This window comes from Micromonospora sp. ATLC20, assembly GCF_057196585.1.
This window is the reverse complement of the sequence record NZ_JBXUOV010000061.1, coordinates 14,206-30,355: the sequence shown is the minus strand read 5'-3', so window position 1 is coordinate 30,355 and position 16,150 is coordinate 14,206. Positions and strand designations below refer to the sequence as shown.

General features: G+C 72.1%; 15 protein-coding genes and 1 pseudogene. 5 read left to right on the top strand and 11 right to left on the bottom strand.

Going from position 1 to position 16,150, the window contains the following annotated elements:
• Together AC2CHG_RS15285 and AC2CHG_RS15280 are read left to right on the top strand one after the other, a co-directional pair.
• Positions 1-283, top strand: a pseudogene (locus AC2CHG_RS15285) (helix-turn-helix domain-containing protein); the annotation flags it as partial.
• Positions 284-346: 63 nt separating this feature from the next.
• Entirely contained in the window at positions 347-1,429 is a 1,083-nt protein-coding gene (locus AC2CHG_RS15280) for a polyprenyl synthetase family protein (protein WP_262013273.1), read from the top strand.
• A gap of 101 nt (positions 1,430-1,530) precedes the next feature.
• On the opposite strand, the gene AC2CHG_RS15275 is transcribed toward AC2CHG_RS15280, so the two are convergent.
• Positions 1,531-1,911, bottom strand: a complete 381-nt coding sequence (locus AC2CHG_RS15275; RefSeq protein ID WP_135241310.1) for an Rv2175c family DNA-binding protein — start codon at positions 1,909-1,911, stop codon at positions 1,531-1,533.
• 130 nt (positions 1,912-2,041) lie between these two features.
• On the opposite strand from AC2CHG_RS15275, the gene pknB reads away from it, so the two are divergent.
• Both pknB and AC2CHG_RS15265 read left to right on the top strand, forming a co-directional pair.
• A complete protein-coding gene (pknB, locus tag AC2CHG_RS15270; RefSeq protein WP_463840207.1) occupies positions 2,042-4,027 on the top strand; it encodes a Stk1 family PASTA domain-containing Ser/Thr kinase in 1,986 nt (661 codons plus the stop codon).
• Positions 4,024-4,893: a deoxyribonuclease IV gene (locus tag AC2CHG_RS15265; protein ID WP_484524975.1), complete on the top strand. Its 870-nt coding sequence runs from the start codon at positions 4,024-4,026 to the stop codon at positions 4,891-4,893. The genes pknB and AC2CHG_RS15265 overlap by 4 nt, the downstream gene beginning before the upstream one ends.
• A 54-nt stretch (positions 4,894-4,947) precedes the next feature.
• Here AC2CHG_RS15265 and AC2CHG_RS15260 read toward each other — a convergent pair whose 3' ends face one another.
• The 4 genes from AC2CHG_RS15260 to AC2CHG_RS15245 form a co-directional block, all read right to left on the bottom strand.
• On the bottom strand, positions 4,948-5,976 hold the full coding sequence (locus AC2CHG_RS15260) for a threonine aldolase family protein (protein WP_484524974.1): 1,029 nt from the start codon (positions 5,974-5,976) through the stop codon (positions 4,948-4,950).
• Positions 5,969-7,375 carry a class II 3-deoxy-7-phosphoheptulonate synthase gene (locus tag AC2CHG_RS15255; RefSeq protein ID WP_484524973.1) on the bottom strand — a complete coding sequence of 469 codons (1,407 nt, stop codon included), beginning with the start codon at positions 7,373-7,375 and terminating at the stop codon, positions 5,969-5,971. Before AC2CHG_RS15255 ends, AC2CHG_RS15260 begins: the two co-directional genes overlap by 8 nt.
• A gap of 57 nt (positions 7,376-7,432) precedes the next feature.
• Positions 7,433-7,963, bottom strand: coding sequence for a hypothetical protein (locus AC2CHG_RS15250; protein ID WP_262013275.1), 531 nt, complete (start codon positions 7,961-7,963; stop codon positions 7,433-7,435).
• A gap of 173 nt (positions 7,964-8,136) precedes the next feature.
• Entirely contained in the window at positions 8,137-9,771 is a 1,635-nt protein-coding gene (locus tag AC2CHG_RS15245; protein WP_355511633.1) for a glycosyl hydrolase family 18 protein, read from the bottom strand.
• Positions 9,772-9,914: 143 nt separating this feature from the next.
• Between AC2CHG_RS15245 and AC2CHG_RS15240 the strand changes: the two genes are divergently transcribed.
• On the top strand, positions 9,915-10,403 hold the full coding sequence (locus AC2CHG_RS15240; protein WP_366625645.1) for a glutathione peroxidase: 489 nt from the start codon (positions 9,915-9,917) through the stop codon (positions 10,401-10,403).
• A gap of 72 nt (positions 10,404-10,475) precedes the next feature.
• On the opposite strand, the gene AC2CHG_RS15235 is transcribed toward AC2CHG_RS15240, so the two are convergent.
• The 6 genes from AC2CHG_RS15235 to yut form a co-directional block, all read right to left on the bottom strand.
• Positions 10,476-11,279 carry an SGNH/GDSL hydrolase family protein gene (locus tag AC2CHG_RS15235; protein ID WP_262013278.1) on the bottom strand — a complete coding sequence of 268 codons (804 nt, stop codon included), beginning with the start codon at positions 11,277-11,279 and terminating at the stop codon, positions 10,476-10,478.
• Positions 11,280-11,494: 215 nt separating this feature from the next.
• Entirely contained in the window at positions 11,495-11,845 is a 351-nt protein-coding gene (locus AC2CHG_RS15230; RefSeq protein ID WP_260034125.1) for a DUF2203 domain-containing protein, read from the bottom strand.
• A 52-nt stretch (positions 11,846-11,897) separates the two neighbouring features.
• Positions 11,898-12,797 (bottom strand): nucleotidyl transferase AbiEii/AbiGii toxin family protein, encoded by a 900-nt coding sequence (locus AC2CHG_RS15225; protein ID WP_355511628.1) that lies wholly within the window; start codon positions 12,795-12,797, stop codon positions 11,898-11,900.
• Positions 12,794-13,393 carry a type IV toxin-antitoxin system AbiEi family antitoxin domain-containing protein gene (locus tag AC2CHG_RS15220; RefSeq protein ID WP_355511626.1) on the bottom strand — a complete coding sequence of 200 codons (600 nt, stop codon included), beginning with the start codon at positions 13,391-13,393 and terminating at the stop codon, positions 12,794-12,796. Before AC2CHG_RS15220 ends, AC2CHG_RS15225 begins: the two co-directional genes overlap by 4 nt.
• A gap of 67 nt (positions 13,394-13,460) precedes the next feature.
• The gene (locus AC2CHG_RS15215) at positions 13,461-15,101 is read right to left on the bottom strand and encodes an ammonium transporter (RefSeq protein WP_194801188.1); all 1,641 of its coding nucleotides are present in this window, start codon (positions 15,099-15,101) and stop codon (positions 13,461-13,463) included.
• Entirely contained in the window at positions 15,079-16,149 is a 1,071-nt protein-coding gene (gene yut, locus AC2CHG_RS15210; protein ID WP_484524972.1) for an urea transporter, read from the bottom strand. Before yut ends, AC2CHG_RS15215 begins: the two co-directional genes overlap by 23 nt.
• Between the last annotated feature and the right edge of the window lies 1 nt (position 16,150).

Here is a 16,150-nt window from a genome sequence, read left to right as displayed (position 1 = left end):
GTGCCGCCCGCGCCGGTCGGCCGTCTACGGCGGCTGGCTGGCCCGCGGCCACCTGGGCCTGGGCGCCGTGCCCGAGGCGTGCGCGGTGGCCGGCGAGGCGCTGCTCGACGCGGTCCGGTCCGGGTCCGCCCGGGCCGTCGGCCAGCTCACCGCGTTCCGTCGCGGCCTGGCAGACGCGCCGCCCGCGCCGGCCAGCCGGGGGTACGCGCGACTGGTCACCGCGGCCCGCCCGTACCTGCCGTCCGGCGTGCCGCGCCACCTGCGCGACCGTCCGGGCAGGTGAGCCACGAGGCACGCCGGGACGCCGGGCGCGGCGGGAACGGGTGTGAACCGCTAGCGTCGTGGCGTGACCCACGCTGCTCCCGTATCCCCCGTCGACCGTGCCGGCCTGCGCCAGCGGATCGACAAGGCGCTCACCGAGTTCCTCGCCGGCCAGCGTGGCTGGCTGACCGCCGTCGACGACGGCCTGCTGCCCGTCGCCGAGGCGATCGAGGCGTTCGTGCTGGGCGGCGGCAAGCGGCTGCGCCCGGCGTTCGGCTACTGGGGTTACCGGGGCGCCGGCGGGGTCGACTCCGACCAGGTCGTCGCCACCCTGGCGGCGCTGGAGTTCGTGCAGGCCAGCGCGCTGATCCACGACGACTTGATGGACCGGTCGGACACCCGGCGGGGCGAGCCGGCGATGCACAGGCGGTTCGCCACCCGGCACCGTACGGCCGGCTGGGGCGGCGACGCGGACTCCTTCGGCGACGCCGCGGCGATCCTGCTGGGCGACCTGTGCCTGGTCTGGTCCGACGAGCTGCTGCACTCCTCCGGCCTGCCGCCGGCCACCGTGGCCCGGGCCCGGCCGGTCTTCGACGAGATGCGCACCGAGGTGACCGTCGGGCAGTACCTGGACGTGCTGACCCAGGCCACCGGGGACACCTCGCTGGACCGGGCCGCGAAGGTGGCCCGGTACAAGTCGGCGAAGTACACGGTCGAGCGTCCGCTGCTGCTGGGCGCCGCGCTGGCCGGCGCGCCGCCCGAGGTGCACGCCGCCTACTCGGCGTACGGCCTGCCGCTGGGTGAGGCGTTCCAGCTCCGCGACGACGTGCTCGGTGTGTTCGGCGACCCGGAGCGCACCGGCAAGCCGGCCGGCGACGACCTGCGCGAGGGCAAGCGGACGTACCTGGTGGCGGCGGCTCTGGAGACGCTCGACCAGGCCGGCCGGGAGGCGCTGCTGGCCGGGCTCGGCGTACCGGACCTGGACGCGGCCGGGGTGGACCGGCTGCGCGAGCTGATCACGACGAGCGGCGCGCTGGATCGGGCCGAACGGCACATCACCGCGCTGACCGAGAGCGCCCTGGCCGCGCTGACCGCTGTCGACCTGGACACCGAGGCCCGCCAGGCCCTGGTCGACCTGGCCATCGCCGCCACCCGCCGCCCCGCCTGACCCTTGTCAGGTGGCGTCGATCATGAAGTTGGCGGCGAAGTCGATCTCCGATTGTGCCGCCAACTTCATGATCGACGAGGACGGGCGGGTGGGTGGGAGGGTTAGAAGGCGACGGCCTGGGCTCGGCGTTTGACCTCGCGGGCCAGGTCGCCGCCGAGGGCTACGGCCGGGGTGCCGGGAAGACTGGGGTCCTCCCGGTAGAGCCAGCGCAGCGCCTCCTCGTCGTCGTACCCGGCGTCGGCGAGCAGGTTGAGCACGCCGGGCAGATGCTTGAGCACGGTGCGGTTGGCCACCAGGTCGGCCGGGATCCGGCGCACGCCGTCGCGGCGTACCGCGATCAGTTCGCGGTCGCGGATCATCTGGTGCACCTTGCTGATCGACAGGTCCAGGCGCTCGGCCACGTCGGGCAGCGTCAGCCAGCCGGCCGGGTCGGCCGGTCCGGCCAGGTCGGGGCCGGTCTCGGCGGGTACGGAATCGGTCACCCGACCACCCTGCCACGTGCCCGCCGGGCGCGGCGCGCGGCACCCCGCACCGTGGCGGTCCCCCCGTGTCGCAACCCGGCGGTAGCATCCTGTTCTACCTTCACCCTTCCGACACATAGACTGCCTGCCGATGGACACACAGGTCGCCGACACGTTGCTGGGCTCGCTGATCGAGGGGCGCTACCGCATTCGCGGGCGCGTCGCCCGTGGCGGCATGGCGACCGTGTACACCGCCACCGACGAGCGCCTGGAGCGCACCGTGGCGGTCAAGATCATTCACCCGACCCAGGCGCCGCAGGCCCGGGCCCGGATGGCCGGCTTCGTCGAACGCTTCACCGACGAGGCGAAGACGATCGCCCGGCTCACCCACCCGAACGTGGTGGCGGTCTACGACCAGGGCATCCACGCCGGCCTGCCGTACCTGGTGATGGAGTACGTCCGCGGCCGCACGCTGCGCGACGTGCTCGCCGAGCGCCGCCGGCTGAACCCGGACGAGGCACTCGCGATCACCGAGCAGATGCTCGCCGCGCTCGCCGCCGCGCACCGGGCCGGCCTGGTGCACCGCGACGTCAAGCCGGAGAACGTGCTGGTCGCCGAGGTGCCCACCGGCGGCAGCCGCAACCTGGTCGACAGCGTGGTCAAGGTGGCCGACTTCGGGCTGGCCCGGGCCGTCGAGGCCAGCGCCGAGGACGAGAACGGCAACCAGCTCATGGCGACCGTGGCGTACGTGGCGCCGGAGCTGGTCACCCAGGGCCACGCGGACCCGCGCACCGACGTCTACTCGGCCGGCATCGTGCTGTTCGAGATGCTCACCGGCCGGGTGCCCTACGACGGCGACCGTCCGGTGGAGGTCGCCTGGCAGCACGTCGACCGGGACGTACCGGCGCCGTCGACGCTGGTGCCGACGCTGCCGCCGGCCCTCGACGCGCTCGTCGCCCGGGCCACCCGGCGGGATCCGGCCGGCCGGCCGACCGACGCCGCCGCGCTGCTGAGCGAGGTGCAGGCGGTCCGCGACCAGCTGGGCGACCCGCACGCGCACACCACCGTGCTGCCGCAGCTCAGCGACGACACCGCGGTGCTGAGCCAGCCGACCCAGATGGTGGCCGCGCTCCAACCGGTCGAGCGCCCGGCGTGGGCCCGGCTGCCCGAGAGCGGCGCCGCGCAGCGCCCGCACCGGCGCCGCGCCGTCGAGGAGGACGTTCCGGGGACCGGGTTCGCCGCCCTGCGTACCCGGATCATGGGCTCGCCGCACGGGCGGCTGGCCGTCGCCGCGGTGGTCGTGGTGCTCGGCCTGGTCGCCGCCGGGGGTGGCTGGTGGTTCGGCGTGGGCCGCTACACGGTCGCGCCGCAGCTGGTGAGCCTGACCAAGGCCGACGCGGAGGCGCGGGCCGAGCGCGGCGGCTTCACGCTGCGGTACGCCGCACCGCGCTACGACGAGAACGTCCCCAAGGACACGGTGCTCGGGCAGGATCCCGGCTCGGCCGCGCGGATCGTCAAGGGCGGCACGATCACGCTGACCCTGTCGCTCGGTCCGGAGCGGCTGCCGGTGCCGGACGTGGTCGGCAAGGACTACGCGCTGGCCCAGGCCGAACTGGAGGGCGTCAACCTGGTCGTGGCCAAGGGCTCCTCCCGGTACGACGACGCCCTGCCGGCGGGTGTGGTGCTGGCCACCGACCCGAAGGTGGGCACAGAGGTCAAGCCCGGGGCGAAGGTGACGGTGATCCTCAGCAAGGGTCGCGCGCCGGTGACGGTGCCCAACCTGGTCGGCAAGAGCCTCACCGAGGCGCGCACCATCCTCGCGCAGCTCGGGCTGAAGCCGGTGGAGAACGTCAAGGACTCCGACAAGCCGAAGGACGAGATCCTCGGCCAGAGCCCGGCCGACGGCACCGGCGTGGAGAAGGGCGCCCAGGTCAAGCTGGAGATCAGCAAGGGCCCGCCGCAGGTGGCCGTGCCCCGGGTGATCGACATGCCGTGCCAGCAGGCCAAGCAGACGCTGGAGAGCCAGGGCTTCCCGGTCAACGTCCAGCTCAACCCGAACGGCATCGTCCGGATCCAGAACCCGGCCGAGAACACGCCGGTGCCGCCGGGTACGACGATCACGGTGACGTGCCTGTGAGCGGATGTGACGGCCGCCGCCGGGTGGGATCGCACACCCCCACCTCCGGCGGCCTGGCCCGGGCGGCCCTGCCGTACGCGGACGCGGCCGGGTCCGAGGTGGTGCAGGTCTACGTCTCGAACTCGCGGGGCTGGGCGCTGCCGGCCGGTGACCCGGCGCAGGACGCGTCGTTCCGCGACGGGTGCGGCGAGCGCGGCCTGCCCGTGTTCATCCACGCGTCGCTGCTGGTGAACCTCGGCTCCCCCACCCCGGCGACTGTGACCCGGTCGGCCGAGACGCTGGCGCACGCGCTGCGGCGGGGCCGGGCGATCGGTGCCGAGGGCGTGGTGTTCCACACCGGCAGCGCCGTCGACGCCGGTCACGCCGAGGCGGCCCTGCGGCAGGTCCGGGAGGCGCTGCTCCCGCTGCTCGACGAGGTCGCGGCCACCGGCGGGCCGATGCTGCTGGTCGAGCCGAGCGCCGGGGGCGGCCGGTCACTGGCGTCCCGGGTCGAGCACCTCGGCCCCTACCTGGACGCGGTCGACAGGCACCCGATGCTCGGGGTCTGCTTCGACACCTGTCACGCCTGGGCCGCCGGTCACGACCTGGCCGCCGAGGGCGGCATGACCGCCACGCTCGACACGCTGGTCGCCACGGTGGGCGCGGACCGGCTGCGGCTGGTGCACGCGAACGACTCGAAGGACCTGTGCGGTTCCACCCGGGACCGGCACGAGAACATCGGCAAGGGCACCATCGGGGAGCCGGCGTTCGCCGAGCTGATGCGGCATCCGGCGACCGCCGGGGTGCCCGTGCTGGTGGAGACCCCCACGGAGAAGCACGTCGGCCACGCCGCCGACATAGCCACCCTGAAGCGCCTCCACCCGTGACGGTCCCCCTGTCCCTCTGCCCCTCCCCCGCCTCTGCCGGCGGGGCGGGGCGGGTCAGGCGCGCAGGGCGGTGTTCAGGATGGTGGCGGCGCGGTCGATCTGCGCGTCGGTGACGTCCAGGTGGGTGACGAGCCGGGCGGTACGCGGGCCGAGCACCGAGATCAACAGCCCTTCCGCCCGCGCGGCCGCCGCCAGCGCGTGCGCGTCGAGCGGGTGCTTGGTCAGGTCCAGCGGCACGATGTTCGTACGCACCGCCGCCGCGAGCACCCCGTGCGGGGCGACCGCCTCGGCCAGCCGGGCCGCCTTCACGTGGTCGTCGGCGAGCCGCTCGACGTGGTGCGCCAGCGCGTACCGGCCGGCGGCGGCGAGGATGCCGACCTGCCGCATGCCGCCGCCCATCCGCTTGCGCAGGAACCGCGCCCGGGCGATCTTCTCCGCGCTACCCACGATCAGCGAGCCGACCGGCGCGCCGAGGCCCTTGGAGAGGCAGACCGAGAGCGTGTCGAACAGCGCGCCGTACTCGGCCAGCGGCACCCCGTCGGCCACGTGCGCGTGCCAGATCCGCGCGCCGTCGCAGTGCAGGGCCACCCCGTGCTCGTCGGCCACCTCACGCATCCGCCGCAGCGTCGGCAGCGGAATCACCCCGCCGCCGCCCCGGTTGTGGGTCTGCTCCACGGCGATCGCCCGCGTGGGCACCGCGAAGTAGCCGTCCGGCCGGATCATCCCGGCCACCACGTCGGGGTCCAGCTCCGCGCCCACCGCCTGCCAGGTCCGCGAGGAGATCCCACCGTACGCGGCGGCGGCGCCCACCTCGTACGTGACCACGTGCGCGTCGGCGTCACACAGCAGCTCGTCGCCGGGCGGTACGTGCAGCTGGAGCGCGATCTGGTTGGCCATCGAGCCGCTCGGGGCGAACAGCGCCGCCTCGTGGCCGAACAGCGCGGCCACCTCGGTCTCCAGCGCGGTGACTGTGGGGTCCTCGCCGTAGACGTCGTCGCCCACCTCGGCGGCGGCCATCGCCTCCCGCATCCCCGGCGTCGGCCGGGTCACGGTGTCCGTCCGCAGGTCGATGACCTCAGCCACGGAGCATCTCCGCCACCAGGAACGCCAACTCCAGCGACTGCTGGGTGTTGAGCCGGGGGTCGCAGGCGGTCTCGTACCGGTCCGGCAGGTCGAGGTCCTCGATGCCCTGGGCGCCGCCGAGACACTCGGTGACGTCCTCGCCGGTCAGCTCGACGTGCAGGCCACCCGGGTGGGTGTCCAGGCCGCGGTGCACCTCGAAGTAGCCGAGCACCTCGTCCACGATCCGGTCGAAGTGCCGGGTCTTGTAGCCGTTCGAGGACTCGTGCGTGTTGCCGTGCATCGGGTCGCACTGCCAGACGACCTTCGCGCCCGCCGCGGTGACCTTGGCGACGATCGGGGGCAGCGCGTCGCGTACCCGGTGGTTGCCCATCCGGCTGATCAGCGTGAGCCGGCCGGGGATGTTGTCCGGGTTGAGCTTCTCGCAGAGCTCGATCGCCTCGTCCGGGGTGGTCGTCGGGCCGAGCTTGACGCCGATCGGGTTGGCGATGCGGGAGATGAAGTCGATGTGCGCGCCGTCGATCTGCCGGGTCCGCTCACCGATCCAGAGGAAGTGCCCGGACAGGCCGTACGCCTTGCCGTTGGAGATCCGGGTCAGCGCCCGGTCGTACTCAAGCGCCAGCGCCTCGTGCGAGCAGTGCAGCGTGACGGTGCGCAGCGCCTCGTCGTCGGTCATCCCGCAGGCCCGGATGAAGGCCAGCGCCCTGTCGATCTCGCGGGCGATCGCGTCGTAGCGCTCGCCGGCCGGGGACCGCCGGACGAAGTCCTTGTTCCAGTCGTGCACGGCGTGCAGGTCGGCCAGCCCGCCGGCCAGGTACGCGCGGAGCATGTTCATCGCGGCGGCCGAGTTCGCGTACGCCCGGATCATGCGCTGCGGGTCGGCGACCCGCGCCTCCGGCGTGGCCTCCAGGGAATTGATCATGTCGCCGCGGTAGGCGGGCAGCCCCCGGGCGTCGGTCGGCAGGGACCGGGGCTTGGTGTACTGGCCGGCGACCCGGGCGACCTTGACCACCGGCAGCGACGCGCCGTACGTGAGCACGATGGCCATCTGGAGCAGCGTGCGGGCGTTGGCGAGCAGGTGGCTCTCGGTGTTGTCGGCGAAGGTCTCCGCGCAGTCACCGCCCTGGAGCAGGAACGCCTTGCCCTCGCAGACCAGCGCGAGCCGGTGCCGCAACTGGTCGACCTCGTAGGGCGCGACCACCGACGGCACCGTGTCCAGCACCCGGCAGACCTCGGCGACCTGGGCCGGGTCGTCCCAGGGCGGGGTCTGCGCGCGCGGCAGTTCCCGCCATCGGTCGAGGCCGAGGGCCGCGTCCTCGGCGGAGTCGGCGGTCGGGCGGCTGGTCTGCAGACCAGGGCTGCCCACGGCGGGGTGACTCAGCTGATGCCACTCATGGCGCATGAAGGAAAGCGTACGGCGACCGTCGCGATCACTCGCCGCCGAGGGGGATGGTTCCGGTCACTGGGAGGGCACCGGCGGGGCCGGCTTCCCCGGTGGCGGCCCGGAGGGGCTGACGTCCGGGTCGACCGGCGCGTCGCCCGGCACCTCGCCGGAGATGCACCAGTCCGCCCCGTTACGGGTGACGGTGAACAGCAACGACCGGGCGGCCTTGCGCGAGCCGGCGGCAACAGTGATCGAGGCGCTGACCTCCTGGCCGTTCGGGCCGGAGCGGACCTCGGTGATCGTCGCCTCGGGCACCGTGAAGTGGTCGGCGAAGTCGCCGTTCGGGCCGGTGGCGGCGGAGTCGAAGGCGGCGTGCATGGGCGCGCAGAGCTGGCTGCGGCCGGCGGCGGCGTCGCGGGCGGTGAGCGCGTCCAGGTACGCCTGCACACGTTCGCGGCTCTTGGCCGCCGCCTCCTCGGCCGGCGCCTTCCCGCTGGGCGGGGTGTCTCCGCCGTCCTGGCCGCCCGAGCCGCAGGCGGCCAGCGCCGCGGGCAGGAGTGCGAGGACGGCGAGCCCGGCGAACCGGTCCCGGTGGCTGCGACCCATCTGTCCTCCCGTCGCGTGGACTCGTCGAGCGGCGAGTGTGCCACACCCGGCCCGCGCGGCCGGGTGACTCCCCATCCTGACCCGGATCGGCGCGCTCGGCCAGGACGGCACGCGGGCGGGGAGGGGCCGGTGCGGCCCCTCCCCGCCGGGTGGGTGGTGCGTCGGCACTCGGCTCAGCCGAGACCGCCCTTGATGGCGCCGATCAGCTCACCGTTGCTGGTGTCACCGGAGAGCTCCCAGAAGAACGCGCCACCGAGGCCCTGGCTGTTGGCGTAGCTCATCTTCCCGCCGATGGTCGACGGGGTGTCGTAGCTCCACCAGTTGCTGCCGCACTTGGCGTACGCCGTGCCGCCGACGGTGCCGGTGGCCGGGCAGCTGTTCTTGAGCACCTTGTAGTCCTCGATGCCGGCCTCGTAGGTGCCTGGCGCCGCGCCGGTGGCGCTGCCGCCGGGTGCGGCCTGGGTCACGCCGGTCCAGCCGCGTCCGTAGAACCCGACGCCGAGCAGCAGCTTGCTGGACGGTACGCCCTTGGACTTGAGCTTCTGGATCGCCGCGTCCGACCAGAAGCCCTGCTGCGGGATGCCGGCGTAGGAGTAGAGCGGCGAGTGCGGCGCGGTCGGCCCCTGCGCGTTGAAGGCGCCGAAGTAGTCGTACGTCATCGGCATCAGCCAGTTGAGGTTGTTCGCGGCGCCGGCGTAGTCGGTGGCGTCGATCTTGCCGCCGTTGCTGCCGTCGGCGGTGATCGCCGCGGTGACCAGGAAGCTGGAGCCGAACTTGCTCCGCAGGGCCGAGACCACGTTCTTGAACGCGTTCGGGCCGCTGCTGTCGCACTGGAGGCCGCAGGCGTTCGGGTACTCCCAGTCGACGTCGATGCCGTCGAAGACGTCCGCCCAGCGCGGATCCTTGACCAGCGAGTAGCAGGAGTCGGCGAACGCGGCCGGGTTCTGCGCGGCCTGGGTGAAGCCGCCGGACCAGGTCCAGCCGCCGAAGGACCAGAGCACCTTCAGGTTCGGGTACATCTTCTTCAGCTTGCGCAGCTGGTTGAAGCTGCCGCGCAGCGGCTGGTCCCAGGTGTCGGCGACGCCGTCGACGCTGTCCGCCGCGGTGTACGCCTTCTCGTAGTCGGCGTAGCTGTCCCCGATGCTGCAGCGGCCGCCGGTGGTGTTGCCGAAGGCGTACAGGATGTGGGTCAGCTTGGCGGCCGAGCCGCTCGTGTGGATGTTCTTGACGTGGTAGTTGCGGGCGTAGACGCCCCACTCGGCGAAGTAGCCGACGACCTTCTTGCCGCCGGGCGGCGGCGTGGTGGGCGGCTGTGTGGTCGGCGGGGCGGTCGTCGGCGGCGCGGTCGTCGGCGGCGCGGTGGTGGGCGGCGCCGTGGTGGGCGCGGTGGTCGTCGGCGTGCCGCCGCCGGTGCAGGAGCCGCCGTTGATCGTGCAGCTCACCGGCGCCTTGTACGCGCCGGTGCCGTTGTAGCCCCAGCTGAAGCTGGCGCCGGGGGCGAGCGTCGACGCCCAACTCTTGTTGACCGCGACGTAGCGGTCACCGCTGCGGGTGATGTCGGCGTCCCAGGAGCTGCTGATCGAGGTGCCGGAGGGCAGCGTGAACTCGATGCGCCAGCCGTTGACGGTGGAGCTGGTGCCGTTGGTGACTGTCACCCGTCCCTCGTGGCCGGTCCCCCAGTCCTGCACCTTGGCGAACGTGGCGGTGACGCTGCCGGCGGCCGACGCGGTGGTCATGGGCACCGCGGCGACCGCGAGCGCGACCACGGCGCCGGTGGCCCACAGGGCCCGGCGGAGCGATCTCTTCATACGGCGTCCCTCCAATAGTTAGGAAACTTTCCAAATTGATTGCTGAGACGCTACTCACGCCGTCACCACTTAGTCAAGATGTCGATGCATCGATTTCACGGGTGGCGCGGGACGGTGGGCGCCAGGGCCCGTAGCCTCGTTCCATGACCGTTTTCGACGTCCAGATCGACGCCCTCACCGGCGGCCCGGCCGACCTCGGCGGCTACCGCGGCCGCGCCCTGCTCGTGGTCAACGTGGCCTCCCGCTGCGGCCTCACCCCGCAGTACGCGGGCCTTCAGGAACTCGCCGACACGTACGCCGGACGCGGGCTGACCGTGCTCGGCGTGCCGTGCAACCAGTTCGCCGGCCAGGAGCCGGGCAGCGCCGCCGAGATCGAGGAGTTCTGCCAGGTCAACTACGGCGTGACGTTTCCGCTGACGGAGAAGGTCGACGTCAACGGGCCGGACCGGCACCCGCTCTACGCGGAGCTGGTGTCCACGCCGGACGCCGAGGGGCACACCGGCGACGTGCGCTGGAACTTCGAGAAGTTCCTCGTCGCGCCGGACGGCACGGTGGCCGCCCGGTTCGGCCCGCAGGTCACGCCCGAGGACCCCGAGCTGCGCGCGGCGATCGAGAAGGTCCTGCCGGCCTGACGGGCACACCGCCGCCGGGCACGGCGAAGCGGCACGCCCCCGCGGGGAGGCGTGCCGCTGCCGCGGACCGGGTCAGCCGGCGGCGGACCGGAAGACCGGGTAGTAGCCGCCGGACTGCCCGGCCGCCGTCGGGTGGTACGACTTGCTCAGGCTCAGCACGTTCAGGGCGTGCAGCCACTTGGTCCCGCCGCTGCACAGCTGGTGGCCGACGAAGATGGAGCGGACGTCGGCGAATTTGAAGCCGGCCGAGACGGCGGCCGTACGGGTGATGTCGTCGAGCAGGTTGATGCCTTCGTTGATCTTCGCCCGGGACGTCGCGCTGAGCCCGACGCAGGTGGTGCCGAGCTGGTAGAAGACCGGGTAGCCGACCACCACGACGCGGGCCGAGGGCGAGCGGCTCTTGATGCCGTTGTAGACGTTGGCGAGGCGCCCCGGCATCGAGGTGCGGGCCACGTTCATGGCGGACTGCACGGCCGCCACGCACTGGGTCTCCCCCTGGAGCACGCAGGTGCTCATGATGTTGGCGAAGCCGACGTCGTTGCCGCCCACCGTGACGCTGACCAGCGTCGTGGTCGAGGAGAGCGCGGAGAGCTGGCTGTTGATGACGTCCGCCGTGGTGGCGCCGGAGCAGGCGACCGAACGGTACGACGCCGGCTTGATGTTGGTGTTGTAGAGCGCCGGATAGGCGTTCGTACTGCGTAGACAGTTGCCGCTCTCGGACGTGTAGCTGTCGGCGCCGACGCCGGAGGCGTACGAGTCGCCGAGCGCGACGTAGCGGTCGGACGGGGCCGCCTGGGCGGGGGCGGCCAGAGACAGAGTGACCCCGACCGAGGCGGCCAGGGTCAGGGCGAGGGTGGCAAGACGGGATCTCCGCACGTCGCACTCCTGGGGGCGTGAAGTGGTGGTGAGAGATAGATATCAATAAGATCACAGGGCATGGAAGATCACCGATTTGCGGCCCAGCGCGCATAGCGACTTACGCCTACAAATCGTTGCCGGTTCCGCGCACCGCACCGAAGGTTTCCGCCAGTGAGGACGAATCGACGCAGATCAGACGCGGACAGGGCGGCTCGGGCCGGACCACGGCCCGCTCAGACGGGGCGGCGGCCGGCGAACCCGCACTCGACCCGGTGATACCACCGGATGTCGGTGTCCCCCTCCAGCCAGCACCACAGCACCGCCCGGCCGTCGCGCTCACCGGGGAAGTCGAGCAGCACCGGGGCGATCCCCTTGACCGCGATCTCGTGCTGGTGGAACTCGTCCACCACGAGATGCAGGCGCGCCTCCAGCGCCTTCACCTCGGCGAGCCCGCCGAGCGCGCTGACGCCGTGATCGGCCAGATCGACACGCAGCTCGGCCAGGTCGGCCCGCAGCCGGATCAGCTCGTCGACGCGCGGCCGCAGGGTGGCCACCAGGTGTCGCGCCTGGGCGAGAGTGAACACCGGGCCAGTATGCGGCACGACCGTCCTCAGACCGACGACGTCCCGGGCTCCGTCACGGCCGGGTCCAGTCCGATGCCGATGCGACCCAGGTCCGGCCACCGGCACGCCCGGAGAAGACAGGATCAGCGAGCGCGAAGGTGCGGGCCAGCACCTCGTCGAAGCTCGGCGGGAGCCGATCATCGAGCCGGTGCTTACGACGCCAGACCGCCCACCGCCCCTGCGCGATCGCCGCGTAGCCGTCGAGCACCTCAGTCAGCGAACCGATCGGCACGGCTCGGTACGCGGCCACGCGCCGCACAGCTGTGACCATCTCGTCGCCGTCGACATCGTGGCCGCCGGACAACAGATAGACGTCGGCGAAGTCTCGCCAGCGTGTGTTCGCCACGCCGCGCTGCAACGCCGTCACCAGCTTTTCCGCGTACACCATGGGCAGCGGGTAGCCGGTCACCACGATCTCGCCGTCGAGCAGACGCGGCAGTTTGACCGGCTGCGGGTCGGGCCAGATCGGGTCGCCGACATTGACATCGATGTGCAGGGCCAGACGGGCAGCGGCGAGACAGCCGGTGAGGTTGACCCGTACACCGCTGTAGGCGTCGTCGTCCCTGATGGTTTCCGCCGTCGCGCCGGCGGCGTCAAGCGTCAACCCGTCGTCGACGTCCAGGGCGGCGATGCGACGGACGATGTCGAGCACGTGATCGGCATCGTTGGAAATCCACCGTCCTTGAAGATCGACATCCCGGGTCGGCCTGCGGGCGGCGTACGCAGCGAGCAGGACACCACCCTTGAGAACGAGCTTGTTCGCGTACGGCGACTTGGCCAGACGGGCGAGAAAACCCTCCAGCGCGTAGACCTGGTGCAGCTCGTCCGTGGGACGGCCGGTGCGCCTCGCGAGCCGTTGAAGGTCGAGATACGCGCGGCCGGCCACGCTGGCCCGGGTCGGGCGCACTGTCACAGCAGGATCTCCAATGCCTCTCGAAGCGGTCGTTCGGCCTTGGGAAAGTGTCGCGCCATCGCAAGCAGGTTGGCCGGTGCCGCGCCGCGACCTCCCAGCCAACGCCGCAAAGCCGTGTACGCCAGATCCCTCCCTTCCCGGTGCCGGAGGCGAAACGCGTCGACGATGCTCCGCTCGGGGCCGTAGATGCCGATGGAGGTCTCGGCATCGAGCGGCAGTTGGCTGCGTCCGAGTTCGAAGGTGGACGGATCGAACACGTGCCAGGCGACCGGCGCGACGGTCGTGGGCCGATGGCGCCCGCGCGGCAGCGCGACGTCGATGCGGGAGGGGATCTCATCGGTGAGGCCGTGATGAGCCAGGGCGCTGGTCAGGCACAGAGTGGAAAGCGGAGCGCGGCTCGCGAGTTCGATGAGATCGATGTCGGCGGCCTCGGCGTCGTGGCGCCGGTAGAGCCCGCGGCCCAGGGATTCGATCAGCCCTTCGTCGCGAAGCCGGTACAGCCGCCATCGCGTCAGACCGGCACCGAGAGCCTCGGAGTAGCTGAAGGTCGCCGGCAACGACCCCAGCAACGAATTAGCCTCCGTCTCTCGCTCCACCGGAGCAATGCTACACAGGTGACGAGGTGATGTAACGAATTCCTCCGGCATCAGCGCCAGGGCGTTGTCAGGATTGGACGCGTTCCGCCTCCTGCACGAACGTGTCGCTCCGCCGGGCCCCCATCCGGTCCAGCTCGTCCAGCACCGCCCCCACCCCGTCCGCACCCACCAGCACCGTGACGCGCAGCCGGGCCGACAACGGCTGGTCCTGCCAGTAACCACGCGGCAGCAGGCTGGCCTGTGGCGTCGTCGTCGCCACGGCGGCGTCGCTGACGATGACCGAGATCGCGCCCGCGCGCAGCAGCGCGTCGCGCAGGTCGGCGCTGTTCGCCGCCGGGTCCGGTTCCAGCAGCGCGGTGACCAGCCGTACCCGCTGGCCGGGCGGCACTGCCGGTTCGCCGGCCGGCGCCGCTCCGGTACGGCGGCGGGGCGCGCCGGGCGCGGTCAGGCTGGTGACCCCGCCCAGGTGGTACGCGTCGGCCCCCTGTTGCGCCTGGTCCAGGCGTTCCTGGTCGGCCGGCGGCACGCGCAGGCCGATGAGTGCCTGCACCCCGGCGGCGATCAGCCAGGTGAGAACGAAGGAGAACGCGACGACGCTCACCACGCCGACGAGCTGGCGCCACAGCAGGCCGCCTCCGCCGCCGAGAAACAGCCCGTCGGCGCCGAGCGGGTTGACCCCGCGGTTGCCGAACAGGCCGAGCAGGAGCGTGCCGAGCATGCCGCCGACGAAGTGCACGGCGAGCACGTCGAGCGCGTCGTCGAGGCGCAGCAGGTACTTCAGTTTCAGCGCGAAGTGGCAGACCAGGCCGGCCAGCGCGCCGATCGCCACGGCCGAGGCCGCGTTGACGTACCCGGCGGTCGGGGTGACAGTGGCGAGGCCCGCGACCGCGCCGGAGACCGCGCCCACGACGGTGCTGTGTCCGTCCGTGACGCGTTCCAGCGCCAGCCAGACGAGCATCGCCGCGGCGGCGGCGAGGTGCGTGTTGAGGACGGCCTGCGCGGCGAGGCCGTTGGCCTGGAGTCCGTCGCCGCCGTTGAAGCCGAACCAGCCGAACCAGAGGATGCCGGCGCCGACGATGGTCAGCGGGATCGAGTTCGGTGGTGCGGCGGTGTGCGGCCAGTCCCGGCGCCGGCCGACGACGAGCAGCACGGCGAGGACGGCGGCGCCCGCGCTGGCGTGCACGACGAGCCCGCCGGCCCAGTCCTGGGTGCCGAACTTGGCGAGCCATCCGCCGGGGTGCCAGAGCCAGTGCGCGATCGGCGCGTAGACCACTATCGACCAGACCGCGAGGAACAGCACCCAGCCGCCGAAGCGCAGCCGACCGGCGGTGGCGCCGGTGACGAGCGCCGGTGTGATCACCGCGAACATCATCTGGAACAGGACGAACGCCAGCGTCGGGATGGTGATCCGGCCGTCGACGACGTGCAGGTTGGGTGCGGGCGGCACCTTCAGGTCGGTGAGCCCGAACAGTTCCAGGTTGCCGAAGAGTCCGCTGCCGGCGTCGTCGCCGAAGGCGATGGTGTAGCCGACGAGCACCCAGGTCAGGCTGACCACGCCCAGCGCGATCATGTTCTGTTGCAGCATCGCCAGCACGTTGCGGGTGCGGACCATGCCGCCGTAGAACGCGGCGAGCCCCGGCGTCATGAACAGGACCAGGCCGGCGCAGACGAGCACCCAGGCGGTGTCACCCGCGTTCGGAGCGGACACGGTTTCCCTCGTTCTCTCGCAGGTGGACGGAGTCGCGGACGGTGTGCAGGACGCTGTCCCTGACCCGTTCGTGGTTGGGCACCGGCGCGAAGTGCCGGTCCGGCAGCAGCAACAGCCAGGTGGCGATGTTGAACGGCCCGGTGAGCACCGGGATGCCGAGCGGGGTGAGCATGGTGGTCAGCGCCATCTGCACGAACAGCGTCAGCGCGATGCCGAACAGCGTGTAGACGGTGACCAGCGCGCCGGGGCGGTGCGCGACCGAGCCCACCACGATCGCGGTCAGCACCGCGTTGAAGGCGAACAGGCCCTTGTCCAGGGACGCGCCGTCGGCGCCGAACCAGAGCGCCAGCAGTGTCGCGCCGACCGCGCCGATCACCGCGAACAGCGCCGACCAGCGGGAGTTGATCAGCAGGGCGACGAGGATGAGCAGGCCGGTGAACCAGCTCTCGATCAGGTAGACCTGGGACACGCCCTTGAAGAAGACCGGGATGAGGCCCCAGTCGAACGTGCCGCCGGTCGTGGATCCCTCGCCGGGGAACTTCGGGGTCAGCTTGGTGAGCACTGTGAACCTGTCGAACTGGTACGCCGCCATCAGCAGGAACCAGGTCGTGAGCACGAACGGGAACGTGTAGGCGGTCAGGTTCCAGCGTTTGAAGACGGCGTCGAGGGCGAGCGTGACCACCACCGTGCCGATCGCGCCGAGCACGAGGTAGAGCCACATCAGCGGACGCTGGTCGAGGAACGTGGGCACCGCGAGGCCGGTCAGCAGCGGACTGAAGCCGAACAGGCCCTTGCGCCAGCTGGACATGTCGACCCGCAGCGCCAGCGCGGTCGCGGTGCCGACGACCAGGCCGAGCACGCCGCCGCCGAACACCCGGGGCGTCCCGTTCTCGAACGCGCCCCAGGCCAGCGCGATCAGGATGAGCAGGCCGCTGAGCGGATTGTTCTGGAGCACCACCTGCGCGGCGCCGCGCAGGCTGGCGTCGACGAACCCGGCCGCCGGGTTCCGATCGGCCAGATGGCGCCAGCCACGTCCGATGTCGGCCATG

Coding starts and splice junctions, on each gene's coding strand:
- pknB (WP_463840207.1), top strand. CDS start 2,042: ATGGACACACAGGTCGCCGACACGTTGCTGGGCTCGCTGATCGAGGGG.
- AC2CHG_RS15255 (WP_484524973.1), bottom strand. CDS start 7,375: ATGCGCCATGAGTGGCATCAGCTGAGTCACCCCGCCGTGGGCAGCCCT.
- AC2CHG_RS15250 (WP_262013275.1), bottom strand. CDS start 7,963: ATGGGTCGCAGCCACCGGGACCGGTTCGCCGGGCTCGCCGTCCTCGCA.
- AC2CHG_RS15245 (WP_355511633.1), bottom strand. CDS start 9,771: ATGAAGAGATCGCTCCGCCGGGCCCTGTGGGCCACCGGCGCCGTGGTC.
- AC2CHG_RS15240 (WP_366625645.1), top strand. CDS start 9,915: ATGACCGTTTTCGACGTCCAGATCGACGCCCTCACCGGCGGCCCGGCC.
- yut (WP_484524972.1), bottom strand. CDS start 16,149: ATGGCCGACATCGGACGTGGCTGGCGCCATCTGGCCGATCGGAACCCG.